General features: G+C 62.1%; 17 protein-coding genes. 9 read left to right on the plus strand and 8 right to left on the minus strand.

Annotated features, from left to right (window positions below; genetic code table 11):
- Positions 1 to 236: 236 nt before the first annotated feature.
- Positions 237 to 557: a hypothetical protein gene (locus BUQ73_RS13585; RefSeq protein ID WP_079228394.1), complete on the minus strand. Its 321-nt coding sequence runs from the start codon at positions 555 to 557 to the stop codon at positions 237 to 239.
- A gap of 266 nt (positions 558 to 823) precedes the next feature.
- On the opposite strand from BUQ73_RS13585, the gene BUQ73_RS13590 reads away from it, so the two are divergent.
- Positions 824 to 1,486 carry a TetR/AcrR family transcriptional regulator gene (locus BUQ73_RS13590; RefSeq protein WP_079228395.1) on the plus strand — a complete coding sequence of 221 codons (663 nt, stop codon included), beginning with the start codon at positions 824 to 826 and terminating at the stop codon, positions 1,484 to 1,486.
- Positions 1,487 to 1,531: 45 nt separating this feature from the next.
- Positions 1,532 to 3,049, plus strand: coding sequence for an MDR family MFS transporter (locus BUQ73_RS13595; protein ID WP_079228396.1), 1,518 nt, complete (start codon positions 1,532 to 1,534; stop codon positions 3,047 to 3,049).
- 66 nt (positions 3,050 to 3,115) lie between these two features.
- Here BUQ73_RS13595 and ttdB read toward each other — a convergent pair whose 3' ends face one another.
- The 3 genes from ttdB to BUQ73_RS13610 are packed head-to-tail and all read right to left on the minus strand — an operon-like array spanning position 3,116 to position 6,001.
- The gene (ttdB, locus tag BUQ73_RS13600) at positions 3,116 to 3,724 is read right to left on the minus strand and encodes a L(+)-tartrate dehydratase subunit beta (protein ID WP_027918888.1); all 609 of its coding nucleotides are present in this window, start codon (positions 3,722 to 3,724) and stop codon (positions 3,116 to 3,118) included.
- An 8-nt stretch (positions 3,725 to 3,732) separates the two neighbouring features.
- Positions 3,733 to 4,641, minus strand: coding sequence for a L(+)-tartrate dehydratase subunit alpha (gene ttdA, locus BUQ73_RS13605; RefSeq protein WP_079228397.1), 909 nt, complete (start codon positions 4,639 to 4,641; stop codon positions 3,733 to 3,735).
- 10 nt (positions 4,642 to 4,651) lie between these two features.
- A complete protein-coding gene (locus tag BUQ73_RS13610; RefSeq protein ID WP_079228398.1) occupies positions 4,652 to 6,001 on the minus strand; it encodes a dicarboxylate/amino acid:cation symporter in 1,350 nt (449 codons plus the stop codon).
- Positions 6,002 to 6,311: 310 nt separating this feature from the next.
- Between BUQ73_RS13610 and BUQ73_RS13615 the strand changes: the two genes are divergently transcribed.
- From BUQ73_RS13615 to BUQ73_RS13640, 6 genes are all read left to right on the plus strand, one after another.
- Positions 6,312 to 6,788: a YMGG-like glycine zipper-containing protein gene (locus BUQ73_RS13615; RefSeq protein WP_079228399.1), complete on the plus strand. Its 477-nt coding sequence runs from the start codon at positions 6,312 to 6,314 to the stop codon at positions 6,786 to 6,788.
- A gap of 244 nt (positions 6,789 to 7,032) precedes the next feature.
- The gene (locus BUQ73_RS13620) at positions 7,033 to 7,998 is read left to right on the plus strand and encodes an aliphatic sulfonate ABC transporter substrate-binding protein (protein WP_079228400.1); all 966 of its coding nucleotides are present in this window, start codon (positions 7,033 to 7,035) and stop codon (positions 7,996 to 7,998) included.
- Complete coding sequence (locus tag BUQ73_RS13625; RefSeq protein WP_079228401.1) at positions 7,995 to 8,801, plus strand: ABC transporter permease; 807 nt, start codon at positions 7,995 to 7,997, stop codon at positions 8,799 to 8,801. The genes BUQ73_RS13620 and BUQ73_RS13625 overlap by 4 nt, the downstream gene beginning before the upstream one ends.
- 4 nt (positions 8,802 to 8,805) lie before the next feature.
- Entirely contained in the window at positions 8,806 to 9,543 is a 738-nt protein-coding gene (locus BUQ73_RS13630) for an ABC transporter ATP-binding protein (protein ID WP_079228402.1), read from the plus strand.
- A gap of 418 nt (positions 9,544 to 9,961) precedes the next feature.
- Positions 9,962 to 10,720 (plus strand): hypothetical protein, encoded by a 759-nt coding sequence (locus BUQ73_RS13635; protein ID WP_079228403.1) that lies wholly within the window; start codon positions 9,962 to 9,964, stop codon positions 10,718 to 10,720.
- The gene (locus BUQ73_RS13640) at positions 10,720 to 11,421 is read left to right on the plus strand and encodes an ATP-binding cassette domain-containing protein (protein WP_079228404.1); all 702 of its coding nucleotides are present in this window, start codon (positions 10,720 to 10,722) and stop codon (positions 11,419 to 11,421) included. Before BUQ73_RS13635 ends, BUQ73_RS13640 begins: the two co-directional genes overlap by 1 nt.
- Positions 11,422 to 11,537: 116 nt before the next feature.
- Here the strand turns inward: BUQ73_RS13640 and BUQ73_RS13645 are convergent, their stop codons facing one another.
- From BUQ73_RS13645 to BUQ73_RS13660, 4 genes are read right to left on the minus strand one after another with little or no spacing between them, the layout of a single operon-like run.
- The gene (locus tag BUQ73_RS13645; RefSeq protein WP_152031628.1) at positions 11,538 to 12,329 is read right to left on the minus strand and encodes a sugar phosphate isomerase/epimerase family protein; all 792 of its coding nucleotides are present in this window, start codon (positions 12,327 to 12,329) and stop codon (positions 11,538 to 11,540) included.
- On the minus strand, positions 12,326 to 13,066 hold the full coding sequence (locus BUQ73_RS13650) for an SDR family NAD(P)-dependent oxidoreductase (RefSeq protein WP_079228406.1): 741 nt from the start codon (positions 13,064 to 13,066) through the stop codon (positions 12,326 to 12,328). The genes BUQ73_RS13645 and BUQ73_RS13650 overlap by 4 nt, the downstream gene beginning before the upstream one ends.
- Positions 13,063 to 14,421 (minus strand): MFS transporter, encoded by a 1,359-nt coding sequence (locus BUQ73_RS13655; protein WP_079228407.1) that lies wholly within the window; start codon positions 14,419 to 14,421, stop codon positions 13,063 to 13,065. Before BUQ73_RS13655 ends, BUQ73_RS13650 begins: the two co-directional genes overlap by 4 nt.
- Positions 14,422 to 14,462: 41 nt before the next feature.
- On the minus strand, positions 14,463 to 15,290 hold the full coding sequence (locus tag BUQ73_RS13660) for an amidohydrolase family protein (RefSeq protein WP_079228408.1): 828 nt from the start codon (positions 15,288 to 15,290) through the stop codon (positions 14,463 to 14,465).
- 146 nt (positions 15,291 to 15,436) lie between these two features.
- Here BUQ73_RS13660 and BUQ73_RS13665 point away from each other — a divergent pair, with 146 nt between their 5' ends.
- A complete protein-coding gene (locus BUQ73_RS13665) occupies positions 15,437 to 16,390 on the plus strand; it encodes a LysR family transcriptional regulator (RefSeq protein ID WP_079228409.1) in 954 nt (317 codons plus the stop codon).
- Positions 16,391 to 16,572: the final 182 nt, after the last annotated feature.

Genomic DNA, 16,572 nt, shown 5'->3' on the forward strand with positions numbered 1-16,572 from the left:
TCGATTCATGAAGAGTTGGCATCAGCGCCTGTCAGTAAAGTCGAGAAACAGCTAATGCGCTCGTCGTTGCGGGGCTGGGCAGGAAAGTTTCGAAGGGTCGGACTGAAATGTCGGGCAGATAGCCAACAGATGCGGTTATCACACCAGGCTCTACATGCCACCGCTGGCACGGGCGCTTGGGAATGGGCAGGTTGCCGCTGCCCATTGCGGGCAGCGGCAGGGTCAATACGTTGCGCTTACCGGCACATGCGCTTGATCGCACGCTCGGCTGCGGCCTGGAACACCCGGCGCAGCGCTTCCAGATGCTCCTGCGAGAGTGCCTTGGCGCAGGTCAGCCCCTGCAGAAAGCCGATGCCCCAGCCTTTGGTTTCAGCCAGCTCCTGACGGTTCTCGGCGTCGGCGATGTCACCCAGGTGCAGGGCCGCAGGGTGTTCGTAACGGTCTTCCAGCGCCAGCTTGCGCAGCTCCTCCAGGGCCACCTTGAATTCGGCAGCGGCAACATCGTCCAGGCCCAGGTGCTCGTACTGCAGCAGGCTTAGACGGTCGGTGGCGGTCATCTTCGAATCTCCGTTTCTACAGTTAAGGGAGCAGGTGCAAGGAAGTCACCAGCCATCCGCGACGCATCCGGGTGCCTGCGAAGGTGGTGTGAGTTACCGAGTTGTATACCACAACCAGGGCCTCTCCCCCTAGTGGCGTGCGCCATCGGGGTGCAACGCAGCGACACCTTCCGTCGCCGGGTAGTGGCGAGCATTAAATTTAAATTGAATTTAATTTAAAACTGGATCAGGCTGCCTGTCATCGCACCGACTCGAGAGCCTCCATCATGGCCACCACACAACGCGAACCGCGCAAGGACGGCGAAGCCACCCGCACCCGCATCCTCCAGGCCGCTGGCGAACTGTTCGCCGCCGTGGGCTATGCCGAGGCCAGCAACAAGGCGGTCGCCGCCAAGGCCGAGGTCGACCTGGCCTCGATCAATTACCACTTCGGCAGCCGCAATGGCCTGTACCTGGCCGTGCTCGACGAAGCGCGGCGGCGCTTTCTGGACATCAGCGACCTGCAGCGGATCATCCTCGGCGAGCAACCGGCGGCGGAAAAATTGCGCGCGCTGGTCGAACTGGTCGTGCGCAAGGCCACGCAGCGTCGCGACAACTGGCACCTGCGCGTGCTGGCCGCAGAAATTCTCGCGCCCAGCCCGCACGGCCCGGCGCACATGCAGGCCGAAGCACCGTTGAAGCTGTCGCTGCTCAAGGGCCTGTTCAGCGAGATCACCACCATCCCGCGGGACGACCCGGCACTGACCCGCTGCATCCTGTGTGTCACCGCACCCTGGGCGATGTTGTTGATCGGCCCGCGCGGGTCCACCGGGACCCTGCACGAAATCCTCGGCATGCCGGCCGAAGACGTGTCTGCACAGCTGTTCAGCTTTGCCCTCGCCGGCCTGCAGGAAGCCGGCCGCCAGCACGCCCAAGGCATAGGCCGCTGACCGCGCATGGACGCTCAATCGCACTCACAGGCTCAAGGCAACCGTATGCAACCGACTTCCGCTGACGCGCCCTCCTCCGTACAGACCGAACCTGCTGCCCAGGCCTCCATCCCGCTGCTGCTGGGTGCGTTGATGCTGGTGATGTTCCTCGCGGCACTGGACCAGACCATCGTCTCCACCGCGCTGCCGACCATCGTCAGCGACCTCGGCGGGCTGCGCTGGCTGTCCTGGGTGGTCACCGCCTACCTGCTGGCCTCGACGGTAGTCGTGCCGCTGTACGGCAAGTTCGGCGATCTTTACGGGCGCAAGCGCGTCCTGCAGATTGCCATCGCCTTGTTCCTGCTTGGCTCGGCGCTGTGCGGGCTGGCCCAGGACATGACCCAGCTGATCCTGTTCCGCACGCTGCAGGGCCTGGGTGGCGGTGGCCTGATGGTGGTCGCCATGGCGGCCATCGGCGACGTCATACCGCCCGCCGAACGCGGCCGTTACCAGGGCCTGTTCGGTGGCGTGTTCGGCCTGGCTACTGTGGTTGGCCCGCTGATCGGCGGGTTTCTGGTCGAGCACCTGTCATGGCACTGGATCTTCTTCATCAACCTGCCGCTGGGCCTGCTGGCAGTCGTGGTGATTGGCAGTGTGTTCCGCCCGCACGTGGCCCCGGTCAAGCATGTGGTCGACTACATCGGCGCGTTCTTCCTGACCATCACCCTGGGTGCGCTGGTGCTGATCACCAGCCTGGGCGGCAGCCTGCTGCCCTGGGCTTCGCTGGATATCCTGTGCCTGGCGATGTTCGCCGTCATCGGCCTGGTCGGCTTCGTGTTCGAGCAACGCCGCGCAGCCGAACCGATCATGCCGCTGCACCTGTTCCGTCACCGTACCTTCGTGCTCGCCGGGTTGATCGGGCTGATCGTCGGCGTGTCGCTGTTCGGCTCGGTGACGTTCCTGCCGCTGTACATGCAGGTGGTGAAGGACGCTTCGCCCACCAGCGCCGGCCTGCAGATGCTGCCGCTGATGGGGGGGCTGCTGGTGGTGTCGGCGATTACCGGGCGGCTGATCAGCCGCTGGGGGCGCTACCGGATATTCCCGATTGTCGGCACGCTGCTGCAGGTGGTCGCCCTGGGGCTGCTCAGCCGCCTGGAGCTGGATACACCGATGTGGCGCATGAACCTGTACATGGGGCTGCTTGGCGCAGGCCTGGGCATGGTGATGCAGGTGCTGATCCTGGCCGTGCAGAACAGCGTCGAGCGGCGGCACATGGGTGTGGCGACTTCGGGGGCCACGCTGTTCCGTTCGATTGGCGGCTCGGTGGGGGTTTCAGTGTTCGGGGCGTTGTTTTCCCATGCGCTGCTCGATGGCCTGCCGAGTGATTTCGCGGCCAGCAGCGGCGGCGCGGCGAGCCTGTCGCCTACAGCGGTGCATGCCTTGGCACCCGCGCAAAAACAGGCGTATCTGCAGGCGTTTTCCGGCGCCATGCATGGGGTGTTTCTGGTGGCGGCGGTGATTACCTGCGTGGCCTTTGCCTTGTCTTGGTTGTTGCGGGAAGTGCCGTTGCGAACGGCCCATTGAGCCCTGTATTGCCTGTACTGGCCCTTTCACGGGTAAACCCGCGAATGGGCCGGTACAGGCAAAACATTACTTGATGAAGCGCACCTGGCTGTTGATCTTCTCGATCACCGCACCCTTGCGCTCGTTGAAGCGGGCCTTGTTCTGCTCGAACAGGTTGTTGCCCTTGGTGTCGATGGAGATGATCAGTGGCCCGAACTCACGCACGCGGTTGACCCACAAGGTCTCCGGCATGCCCAGGTCCTGCCATTCGGCGCGTTCGATTTCCTCGACCTGGGTGGCCGCCAGTACCGCGCAGCCGCCGGGGAACACCGCATGCACCGCTTTGTTCTCCAGGCAGCCGGTGGTGGTCTCCGGCCCCATGCCGCCCTTGCCGACGATCAGCTTCACACCGGTCTGCTCGATGAACTGCTTCTCGAACTTTTCCATGCGCATGCTGGTGGTCGGGCCGATGGAGACCATTTCGAAGCTGCCATCATCTTTCTTCCTGACAATGGGGCCGGCATGGAAGATCGCGCCTCCGCGCAGATCCACCGGCAGCTCGCGCCCCAGCTCGATGAGCCGGCGGTGGGCCACATCACGGCAGGTCACCAGCTGGCCGCTGAGGTAGACGACATCGCCGACGTTGAGGCTGGCCAGGTCTTCGTCGCTGATGGGGGTGCTGATGATCTTTTTCACAGGGCTGTTCACAGGGTCACACCTTCGTGGGAGAGGATGTCGTAAGAGAGGTCGGCATTGATGCGGATCTTGCCGCGCCGGTGCGCCCAGCAGCCGGTCGACACGGCGACACCGATGGTCGAAGGGTGGCGCGCCGAGGACTCGATGTTCACCCCCATCACGCTGCTGTTGCCGGTCAGGCCCTGGGGGCCGATGCCGATCTCATTGAGGCCGTCTTCCAGCAGTTTCTCCATCATCGCCGCGCTTGCGTTGGGGTGGCTGGAGTCCACCTCCCGCAGGATGGCCTTTTTCGACAGGCGTGCTGCAGTCTCCACCGAGGTCGATACCCCCACCCCCACCAGCAACGGCGGGCAGGCGTTGACCCCGCGCGAAGTGATCACATCGAAGACGAACTCGGTCACCCCTTCGTAACCCTGCCCGGGCATCAGCACCTTGGCCGACCCCGGCAAGGTGCAGCCGCCACCGGCCATGTACACATCGACGATGGCGTAGTCGGCATCGGGGATGATTTCCCAGTCCAGCCACGGGATCTTCGAGCCGGTGTTGGTGCCGGTGTTCTTCTCGATGAAGGTTTCCACCGCATTGTGGCGCAGTGGCCCGTGGATGGTGGCTTCCTTGGTGGCGTTTTCGAGAATGCCTTCCATCTCGCCCAGCAGCGGGAAGCGCGCACCCGCTGAAATGAAGTACTGGATCACCCCGGTGTCCTGGCAGCTGGGGCGGTTCAGTTTGTCGGCGTAGTCCTGGTTGTCGGCCATCGAGTCGTAGACGGCGATGGCCAGCGGGTTGGTTTCTGCCGCGCGCAGTTTGGCAGTCTTTGCCTTGACGTCCTTGGGCAGGCGCTTGCCGATATAGGCAGTGAACTTGGCCAAGGTGTCGGTCAGCGATGAGACGGCATTGTCTTTTTCTACGGTATCCACGGTTATCTCCTCAGTGCATCACAAGGCTTTTCTTGTCTGTATGGGGGGTGGCTGGCTCTGCGGCCGGGATGGCGCTGGCTGGCGTTTCGGGCTGGGTAACGGCCTGGCCGTCGAGCACCTGGTTCATCCGTGCGCTGTCCAGGGCGCCGACCCACTTGGCGATGGCCATGGTGCCGACGGCATTGCCAATGGTGTTGGTGATGGCGCGGGCTTCAGACATGAAGCGATCGACGCCGAGCAGCAGGACCATGCCGGCCACCGGGATGTTGTCCATGGTCGCCAGGGTCGCGGCCAGGGTGATGAAGCCCGAGCCGGTCACGCCCGCCGAACCCTTGGAGGTGAGCAGCAGCACGCCGAGCACGATCAGCTGGTCCATCAGGGTCAGCGGGGTATTGGTGGCCTGGGCGATGAAGATCGCCGCCATGGTGTAGTAGATGCACTGGCCATCGGGGTTGAAGGTCAGCCCCGAGGGGATTACCAGGCCAACCACCGGCTTGGACACGCCAACCTTTTCAAGCTTGTTCATCAGTTGCGGAACCACCGACTCGGAGGAGCTGGTGCCAAGCACGGTGAACAGCTCTTCGCGCAGGTACTTGAGGAACTTCCACAGGCTGAAGCCCGACATCCGCGCGATGCTGCCCAAGACCAGTACCACGAACAGGAAGCAGGTCAGGTACATGGTCGCCATCAGCTTGCCCAGCGACACGATTGAACCCAGGCCGTACTTGCCGACGGTGAACGCCATGGCGCCACAGGCCGCCAGCGGCGCAACCCGCATCACCAGGCCGACGATGTAGAACATGCCGTGGGAAAACGCTTCGAGCACATCGACCATCGGCTTGCCGCGTTCGCCGAGGTTGGCCAGGGCGATGCCCAGCAAGGTCGAGAACAACAGGATCTGCAGGATTTCGTTCCTGACGAAGGCTTCGGCCACACTGCCGGGGATCACATGCAGGAGGAAGTCGGTGAAACCACCCGAGCCACTGGCGGCCGCCGCGGTGTAGGTGGAAATGGCCTGGGTATCGAGGGTGGCAGGGTCGACATTCATGCCCTGCCCCGGCTGCACCAGGTTGACTACCACAAGGCCGAGCACCAGGGCGAAGGTGGACAGCACCTCGAAGTAGATCAGCGCCCGGGCGCCGACCCGGCCCAGCTCTTTCATGTTTTCCATCTTGGCGATGCCCAGCACCACGGTGGCGAAGATGATCGGTGCGAAGACCATCTTGATCAGCTTGATGAAAGCGTCACCCAGCGGCTTCATGTCGGTGCCGACTTCAGGCCAGAACACCCCCAGCACGATGCCCAGGGATACGCCTATCAACACTTGTACGTACAGCTTGCCTAACAGTCGCTTGGCCATTGCCGTCTCCGAATTATTGTTGTGAGTCGGATGAATGTGGCGGCTGGGCCAGCTGATGCGTACAGGCAGAACGCGCTTTGGCCCAGATTGCGTGTGGTTATCACGTGGGCTAAAGGTAAGGGCTTTTCCGGATTGCAGTAATACAATGAAATTCAACTCATTGTTTACCTGTGGTTACCAATAACAATTTGATCGCTGGGCGAATTTCTTCACAGGAAACTGTCGGAGGCCATGAAGTGCACACGCGCAACGGGCGCGGCTGCAGCCAGCTATCCTGTGAGATGCAATCCCCTTCCGGTGGAGGTGTGCGATGCGTGCGTTCACATCGAGTTACCTGCTGATGCTGCTGTGTGCAGCGTCGGCAGCCCAGGCCCAGTCGGTGGTGCCACTCAAGGGCCAGAGCAGCCAGCAGATGCAGCTGGACATCAACGACTGCAACACCGTGGCGACCAACGCCGCGAACAGCGCTGGCAGCAGTACTTCTGGCAGCCATGTCGGCGGCAGGGTCAAGGGCGCGGCGGCCGGTGCCGCAGCGGGTGCGGTTGGCGCCCAGGTGCGGGGTAATCAGCATGACGAGGTGTACGACCGCGCCAGCGACAATGCCAAGCAGGAATACCGGCAGAACCGCGCAGGCCAGGGGGCAGCTGCCGGTGCTGCGGTAGGTGCCTCGCGGCAACGCCAGGAGCGCCGCGAAGACCGGCGCAACCAGGGCCAGGCGCAAAGCTCGGCGCATGCCAGTGCCTACAGCGGGTGCCTGCAGGGGCGTGGTTACCAGGTCAACCCTTGAGTGGCCTGGCACTGTCTGCACGGCAACAGCCGATCAGCAGAAAGTGCCTGCACGCACAGCCCGGCGGCCAGGCACATGACCTGTGGGAGCGGGCTTGCCCGCGAATGCGGTGGCGAATTCACTGACGCATTCGCGGGCAAGCCCGCTCCCACAGGGTTTGCGCCGGTTCGCTGGGCAAGTAGCTGGCCAAATGGCATGCCCCCTGCAATCGAATGAACACACCTTCATTCGACTGGATCCTGCAATGCGCCTGCTGCCCCTGAAAACCCTCACCGCCGCCCTGGCTGCCCTCCTCCTCAACCCCGCCGCTCACGCCGAGACCGCGCCAAAGGAAGTGCGCCTGGACTACGCCTATTACTCGCCGGTAAGCCTTGTGCTCAAACACTTCGGCTGGCTGGAACAGGCCCTGCCCGACTCCAAGGTCAGCTGGGTGTTCAGCCAGGGCAGCAACCGCTCGCTGGAATACCTCAACAGCGGCGGTGCCGACTTCGGCTCCTCCGCCAGCCTCTCCGCGGTGCTGGCCCGCGCCAACGGCAGCCCGATCAAGTCGGTGTATGTGTACAGCCGCGCCGAATGGACCTCGCTGGTGGTGGCCAAGGGCTCGCCGCTGAACAGCATCGCCGACCTCAAGGGCAAGAAGATTGCCGCCACCAAGGGCACCGACCCATACCTGTTCACCTTGCGCGCCCTGGAAAAGGCCGGCCTGAACAAGGACGACGTCGAACTGCTGCACCTGCAGCACCCGGACGGCCGCACCGCCCTGGAAAAAAGCGATGTCGACGCCTGGGCCGGCCTCGACCCACACATGGCCGCCAGCGAGCTGCAAGCGGGTTCGCGCCTGCTGTACCGCAACAAGGACTTCAACAGCTACGGCGTGATCAGCGTCACCGAGGGCTTTGCCAAGCAGCATCCGCAGACCATCGCCACGGTCATCAAGGCATATGAAAAGGCCCGCCACTGGGCGGTCGCGCACCCGGACGAATTCGCCCAGCTGCTGGCTGACGAGTCCAAGTTGCCGCTGGATGTGGCCAAGCTGCAGCTGTCGCGCACCGACCTTTCCGCTCCACAGCTGACGGCCGAGGATGCGACAGCCTCCAAGGCCGCAGCACCGATTCTGGTTTCCGAGGAGCTGGTCAAGCGGGGGGCGAATGTCGACCTGGTGATTGACCAACTGATCGATCCGTCCTTCGGCAAGGCCAGCATCGAATGACCACCAACACCCTGCCCGTGCCTGCACCGCGGCAATGGCCACGCCGGCTGAAGGGCCTGGCATTGCCGCTGGCGCTGATCGTTCTGCTGGAGGCGGTGGTGCGCCTGGGCTGGATCGCGTCCTACCAGATGCCAGCCCCCAGCGAGGTTGCCCTGACCCTGCTGCAACTGGCGGACGGTGCGTTGTGGAAGCACATTGGCGCCAGCCTGGGTCGGGTGCTGGCCGGGTTCGCCATCGGTTCCTTGCTCGGCCTGCTGTTCGCCGCCTGGGTCGGGCTCAGCCGCGAAGCCGAAGCCTGGCTCGAACCGACCTTCGCCAGCCTGCGGGCGATCCCCAGCCTGGCCTGGGTACCGCTGTTGCTGCTGTGGCTGGGCATCGGCGAAACCTCCAAGGTCACGCTGATCGCCATCGGTGCGTTCTTCCCGGTGTACCTCAATGGCGTGGCGGCGATCCGCAACATCGACCGCAAGCTGGTCGAGGTTGCCCGCATGTACGGCTTCGGCCCGCTACGCCTGGCCCGGCGGGTGCTGCTGCCTGCAGCCATCCCAGGGGTTTTCACCGGTTTGCGCAGCGCACTGAGCCTGAGCTGGATGTTCCTCGTCGCTGCCGAGCTGATCGCCGCCACCCGCGGCCTGGGCTACCTGCTCAGCGATGGCCGGGAAACCTCGCGGCCAGACCTGGTGCTGGCGGCAATCATCGTCCTGGCCCTGCTCGGCAAACTCAGCGACGGGCTGCTGGCCGGGCTGGAAAAGCGCTGGCTGGCCTGGCGCGACACTTTCGATGGCACCGACACAAAGGCCTGAACCGATGAATCAACCCTTACGCACGCAACCCATTGCGCCCCTGCTCGACCTGCAGGTCGAAGCCAAGTCCTTCGGTGCCACCCCGGTACTGGGGCAGATCGACTTGCAGCTGCAACCCGGCGAGATCGTCAGCCTGCTAGGCCCCAGCGGCTGCGGCAAGAGCACCTTGCTGCGGCTGGTGGCACAACTCGACCCACACTTCAGCGGCCGCCTGCACAGGCGCCCCGAGCACGTTGGCTTGGTGTTCCAGGAGCCCAGGCTGATGCCCTGGCTGAGCGTGGCCGACAATATCGGCTTCAGTGAGGACAACCGCTACGACCGCGCCAGGGTGGCTGCGCTGATCGACGAGGTCGGGCTCACAGGCTTCGCCGATGCCTTGCCCAAGGCGTTGTCCGGCGGCATGGCCCAGCGTGTGGCCATTGCCCGCGGCTTGTATGGCCAACCACCATTGTTGCTGCTCGACGAGCCGTTCAGTGCAGTGGATGCATTTACCCGCTTCAAGCTGCAGGACTTGCTGCTGCAGCTGGCCCGCCGGCACGGGATTGCCTTGTTGGTGGTGACCCATGATGTGGACGAGGCGCTGTACCTGAGTGATCGGGTGCTGGTGATCGGCAACCGACCCGGGACGGTCTGCCGGGAACTGCGGATCGGGCTGGGATATCCGCGGGAGCGGACGGACGAGCGCCTGGCGCGGCTGCGCGGGGAGGCGCTGGAGGCGTTGCACATGGCTCGGGTGATCTGAGCCATGTGAACGGACGATTTTACATCATGAAACAATAAGCAGTGCCGAGCCGCCAACTTGAGCCGCCTCAAAGAGCACCTCTATGTATAAACACCAGACTACGCAGCTCAGTTCGTACCCCTACATTAAATTAAGAACCATCCTACAAAAAACAACAGAAACCCGCGTATATGCCTGCGAATGCCCTACATCGTAAGAATTGTCCAGGACACATATCTAAATTAGAGATACAAGCAGGCACATCAACTTCACTCACTTGCCAATTTTTTACTTGACGCAACCACATCAATACCCAATTCTGCCTATGCCCGTGGTTTCAGGGGACGCCTCCACAGTTACAATATTTGCTAGTCAAACGCTGGCGACGACCACCCCGACATCCGTACAAAACCACATAAAAATAAAAGAGCAGCCCCTCATGACTCGCTTATTTTTCAGCCTTAAACGCAGCCTCCCAAAATCGCTACGAATCATAAAAATCCTCACATTTGAATACCTGAGAGAACCAACAGCACTGCTTTGGACGGGCATTGCGCCATGCATCATGTTCATATTTTCAATGCAGAAATTTAAATACGCGACTGTCGCCCACTCATCTTACGCAACCTCAGCAGCATGGTTTTACTCGTACATGTCGGCGAGCGTGGCCTTTTTTGGCTTTAGTTTTTACCTGATTGGCAGACGAGAAAGCGGCTTCATACGGTCCTTTATCTATCAAAAATCGGCAGTCCGGCTTTTCCTAGCATCACACTTCATAAGCTATTCGTTACTCAGCCTATTCTATTTCTCTCTTTTTTATCTGGCGACCAAGCCTTTCTTTGGTAGCTACTCCCCTTCTGAGTACTTTTATCTCGCGGGATGTTTCTACACAAGCTATCTGATATTTAGTTGTTTAGGCCTCGCCATCGCTGCTTTACCGATCAAATTTGGCACTGCCAGCACAGCCTTTTCGCTTTTGTCATTCTGGATGCTGCTTTCAGGATATCTAGGCGCGACTACCACACTAGATAGAGGCGCTTCACTTTCGGAGGTAAACCCGCTCTCTATAAGCATGCAAATTTTCAGTGGGGAGTTACCCTTGGCGTACAGTTTCATCGTAGCCTGCCTTGCACTTTTATCTGGATCATTCCTGACCACAAAAAAGCTCAGAACTCAACCCGTTTGGAGCAGGTACTGATGAACTTATTAACTATCAACAATCTCACGCTTTCTTACAGTCAAAACCTGTTACTCAATGACATTGACATGCATGTTTCCAACGGTGAGACCGTTGGCGTACTTGGAGTGAATGGCGCCGGAAAAACAACACTTTTCGACTTGATCTGCCGCGTTAAATCACCCGATAGCGGGGAAATCATAAACCATGCAAAAAACCAAGCCTACCTGACTCAAATTCTTACCCCTCCTCCCTTGCTGAGAATGCACGAAGCAGGAGAGCTCATTACCCTTTTGAATTGCAGCCACCCCCCCAGTCAACATGAAATGCTGTCTCGGTTAGCGAATTGGTCTACCCACTTAGCCAAACGCTATGCCGATATTTCAAAGAAGAAGGCATCTACCTGCAGCTACGGTGAGATTCGCAGCTACTTCACCCTGACCCTGTTACTGATGCAAAGCGACCTGATCATCCTCGACGAACCGACAGCCGGTGTAGACCCGGAGTTTCGCCACTACATCTGGCTTGGCATCCACCATGCGTGCCAGGAAGGCGCTACCGTTCTGGTTTCTTCGCACTACACGGAAGAGATTGCAATGAATTGTCATCGCTTCTATATGCTGGCGCACAGGAAGCTCGAAGCATTTGACTGTGCCGACCAGTTTCTAGCTCGACATCAGGCAAAAACTCTGGATCAAGCCTTTATCCAGGCATCGCAATGAGGCATTGCCTTTACCGGGCTCCAGGCGTCCAAAGCCGCTTCTAATGATCTGCGCCGGCCAGTGGAAGCCGCACGTGGCAACGAACCGCGGCGATGGGCTGCAAGGCAGCCCCTGCTTCAACACCGGTTCAACCAGGATCGGGTCGCTTCATAGGCCGCCTTCAACCGCAGATCAGGCGCAAGCAGCGCCGAGGGTGTTTCCACGCTGACCTGCACATCGGCGGGCAATGCATTCAACAGTGCCGCCAACGGCAACTGCCCGCCCCCTGGCAACAATCGCCCTTCCCGCGCCTCCTGAATGATCAACGCTTCGGCCGGCGCCTGCAGCGGTGCATCGCACAACTGCACAGCCCGCAAAAGCCGCGGATCCACCTGGGCAAGCGCCTGCTCATTCCCACCCGAACGGTACAGGTGCAGCGCATCCACCAGCACTCCGGCATTGCCCTGCCCGGTCGCGGCCACCGCGGCCACGGCTTGCTGCAAGTTTGCCACTGCCCGCCAGCGCATGAATTCGAGATCCACACGCAGGCCGTAGCCGCTGGCCAGTTCGCACAAGGTCGCGAGGTTGTGCACGAGGCGTGCACTGTCCAGATCGTCACCCGAAACCGTGAGGCTGCTTGCGCCGAGCTCCGCGCCGGCGGCAAGCAAACCTTCATGGTCGGCAAGCTGGAAAGCAGGGGTCAGCGAAACGAACTCGATATCACTGACCTGCACGCCCTCGCCCGCTATCGCCGCCTTCAGCTCACGTGCAGCCGCGCTGCCAGCCTCCAGTGGGTAGCCTGTGGCTCCCGGCTGCACCGGATGCAACCGCAGCCCCACTGCACTGAAGCCGGCCTGCGCGGCCTCACGCAGCAACTCGACCGGCGCCAGGTCCAGCGCCGTCAGGTGGGCAACCGCCAGCGGCCTCAATAGGTTGCCCTCCCGCCACTGAGGTCGAACACGAAGCCGGTGGTGAAGCTGCATTCCGGCCCGGCGATCCAGGTCACCATGTTGGCAATCTCTTCGACCTTGAGGAAGCGCCCCATGGGGATCTTGGCCTTGCTGGCGGCGATGTGTTCCGGGGTCATTTCGGCCATCAGTGGCGTCTCGACCATGGCCGGGGCGATGCAGTTGAGCAGCACGCCGTCCTGGGCCAGCTCCTTGGCCGCCGCTTTGGTGAACGCGATGACGCCGGCCTTGGCCGCCGAGTACGCCGAGATGTACTGCACGCCATCCTTGCCAGCCATCGAGGCGACATTGACGATGCGCCCGTAGCCCCGCTCGCGCATGTGCGGGATGGCAGTACGGCAGCAATAGAACACGCCGTTGAGGTCGATGGCGATGACCTTGTCCCACGCTTCAGGCGGGTATTCCCACGAAGCCACCACCGGGCCGTTGATACCGGCATTGTTGACCAGGATCTCGACGTGCCCGACATGGGCCAGCGCTGCGGCGAACGCAGCCTCCACCGACGCCAGCGAAGCCACATCCACCGCTTGGCGCAATACTGGCTCGAAACCGTTTTCAGCACTGTTCCAGCCATCGACCGCGAGGTCCCAGATCACCACCTGGGCGCCGGCCTGGTGCAGGCGCTGGGCGATCGCCAGGCCAATGCCGCGCATGCCGCCGGTGACGATTGCAGTTTGCCCGTGCAGGAGTTGGCTCATTGTCTTGCTCCATTTTCAACAGAAGGGATATCCGGCAGGCGACGCAGGTCGCGCACCATGAACAGGTAGCACAGCGCACCGAGCGCGGTGATCGACGACACGAAGACCAGCGCCCATACAAACGAACCGGTGGCGGTGACGATCAGGCCGATGGTCAGCGGGGTGACGATGCCGGCGGCGTTGGCGAACAGGTTGAACAAGCCGCCGCTCAGGCCCAGCAGGCCCTTTGGCGCGATATCGGAAACAATCATCCAGGCCAGGGCCGACATGCCTTGGGCGAAATAGGCGACACACAGGATGGTGATCACCAGCGCGTCGGACTCGACATAGTTGGCCAGCACGATGATCGATGCCGTCAGCAACCCGGCAATCACCGGCAGCTTGCGCGCCAGGTTCAGCGAATAGCCACGGCGCAGCAGCGCATCGGAAATCCAGCCACCCACCAGCGTGCCCAGCGACGCGGCAATGAACGGCAGCACCGCCACCCAACCTACCTTGAGCCAAGGCATGTGCCGCTCGGTGACCAGGTAAGTGGGGAACCAGGTGAGGAAGAACACATTGGTCGAGTTGCAGGCGAACTGCCCCAGGCAAATGCCAAGCATGTTGCGGTGCTTGAGCAACGCCGGGATCTGCGACCAGCTGAACTTCGTGGCCTTCTGCCCGCCGTCAACCACCCCGCCGCCAGCGGCGATGTAGTCGAGCTCTGCCTGGTTGGCCGAAGTCGACTGGTGCGGCTCGTGGTATTTACGCCACCACACCAGGCCATAGACGATGCCCAGCAGGCCCACCGCCATCAGCAGGAAGCGCCAGCCATAGGCATGCAGCACCCAGAACAGCAACGGTGTCAGGAACGCCAGCCCGGTGTACTCGGCAAAGGTGTAGATCCCGGTTGCCCGGGCCCGCTCGCTCTGCGGGAACCAGGTCGCCACCACGCGGCTGTTGGTGGGGAAGCACGGCGCCTCGGTCACGCCGACCAGAAAACGCATGCCAAGCAACGACAAAAAGCCCTGGGCCAGGCCCTGCAGGCCGGTGAACAGCGACCACAGGGTCAGCGCCAGCCAGTAGGTGAGTTTGGTGCCGAGGCGGTCGATGAGGATGCCGCCAGGAATCTGCGCGGCGGCGTAGGTCCAGGAAAACGCCGAGAAGATCACCCCCATCATCGCCGCGTTCAGGCCCAGGTCGGCACTGATGCTCGGGGCGGCGATACCCATCACGCTGCGGTCCAGGTAGTTGATCATGGTGCCACCGGAAATCAGCGCCAGGATCATGAAACGGGTACGGGTGCGTTGTTGCGCGCGCGCGGGGGTGTCGAGGGTATCGAACACCCCGGCGCCGATTGGCTGCTCAGTGCTCATGGCGATTGCTCTCTTGTTATTGGAATGGCAAGTGCAAGGAATCAGGCAAAGCCGAACAGCCGCCGCGGGGTGTCCCACATGACCTTGCGGCGCAGGCGGGCGTCGGGCATCAGGCGTTCGGCCAGTTTCAGCAGCGGGCCGTAATCGACCCGGGCATGCTGGCGGATGAACGGCCAGTCCGAGCCCCACACGCAGGCATCCGGGCCAAACGCTTCGAGCAGCACGCGTACGTAGTCGTGGCTTTGCTCATACAGGCCATCGGCTTCGGCGAACTTCTGCATGCCTGACAATTTCACCCAGGCCCGCCCGCTGCGGGCCAGCCGCAGCAGGGCCTGGAAGCCGGCCTGCTGCAGGCCGCCAGCGGCATCCGGGCGGCCGCAGTGGTCGATCAACAGGCGCGCCGAGGCGTTTTCGATCAGCCACTGCAGGCCCAGCAACTGGTCTTCGCAGACCTGTACCTGAGCGAACATACCCAGCTCGGCCAGCTTGCCGAACAGCGGCTCGGCATCGCGCATGCTCGCCACGCCGTACAACGCAGGGTTGAAGGCCACACCGACCACGCCCTGCTCGCGCAGCGCGGCCAGTGCGTCCAGGCTGATCTGCCGTTCAACCACCGCGATCCCCTTGAAGCGCCCCTGGCCGGCAGCCAGTGCGTGCAACAGCAGGGCATTGTCGGTGTGGTAGCCACTGTTCGGTCCCACCAGCAAGGCGTGGCGCACCCCATAGGCATCCATCACCTGGTTGAACTGGGCCAGGGGGGCGACCTCCTGGCCGGACGGCGCGTAAGGGGCGTCGGGGTGGTAAGCGAAGCGTGCAGGGTCAAACAAATGGTTATGGCAGTCGATCTTTGGTTCGTCGTAGATGTTCAAGCGCGGTTCCTTCAAGCGCCAATGCGCTTGCCTGCAGATCTTGTTATTGTTCGCCGCCAGGGCGATTTGCCTGGGCTCACGATACTGCGGGCGGTTGTACAGCGCTCATACACAGATGGCGAAGACCATAACCGAAGGTAATAGGCATGATCCCCGCTCAGGAAAACCCCGACGGCACGACGATGGTGTTCAAGCTGCGGCACATGGAAGTGTTCCGTGCGGTGATGCTGACCGGTTCGATCAGCGCGGCCGCGAAGATGCTTTACGTGTCCCAGCCGGCCGTGAGCAAGCTGATCGGCTATATCGAGGGACGCCTGAGCTACCGGCTGTTCGAGCGGATCAACAACCGCCTGGTGCCCACGGCCGAGGCGCAGGTGCTGTACCGTGAGGTCGAGCGGGTGTATCAGGCGGCCTTGCAGGTGAACGAGTGCGCCCATTCCCTGGCCGCTGGTACCCATCGCACGCTGCGTATCTCCTGCAGTGCCTCGCTATCTACCGTGGTGATCCCCGCCGCGCTGGCCCAGCTCAAGCGCGAAGCGCCGTCGCTGCAGATCGAGTGGCAGACCTCGCTGATGCACGCCATGCCCAACCAGATCCTGTCCAAGACCGTCGACCTGTCGATTGCCGCGTTGCCGGTGATCCACGACCACCTGTACTCCCAGGCCTTCATGCGCGGGCGCATGGTGGTGGTGATGCCGGCCGGGCATGCCTTGGCACAGCAACCGTCCTTGACCCTGCAACAGCTGCAGGGCCATGCGCTGCTGCTGTTCCGCCCGGACATGCCGTTCGGCCAGCTGTTGGCCGGCCATATCCAGCGGCGCGGCCTGCAGCTGGATTCGCTGCTGTCATTCACCAATGCCAACGAAGCCGTGGCACTGGTCAAGCAGGGCATGGGCATCAGCGTGATCGACGAGTTCGTTGCGCAGGACAGCGGCCTGCATGTGGTGCCCTTGGTCGACGAGATCCATTTCGATATCAGCTTTGTCTATTCGCGCTTCGAGCCACCCTCGCAGTCGGCGCTGCACCTGATGCGCGTGCTGCATGCCCAGGCGCTGAAGCTAGGGCGGGGGATTGACGGGTTCGCGCTGGCCACGGTGTGATGGCTGCAAGGTGTTCACCGCAGCATTTTCAGCGCCTGTGAGATCGAGCGCCGCCCGCGCGGCGCATCGCGGATAAATCCGCTCCTACATCTGTTGCAACGTGGCCATGCCTGTGAGGCCATGGTTGTCAGCTGGTTTGCACGGCTCAAGTCATGCGCCAAGGCAGGCAACCATGTCGTTAC

The sequence above is a fragment of the Pseudomonas putida genome, assembly GCF_002025705.1.
GTDB lineage: Bacteria > Pseudomonadota > Gammaproteobacteria > Pseudomonadales > Pseudomonadaceae > Aquipseudomonas > Aquipseudomonas putida_J.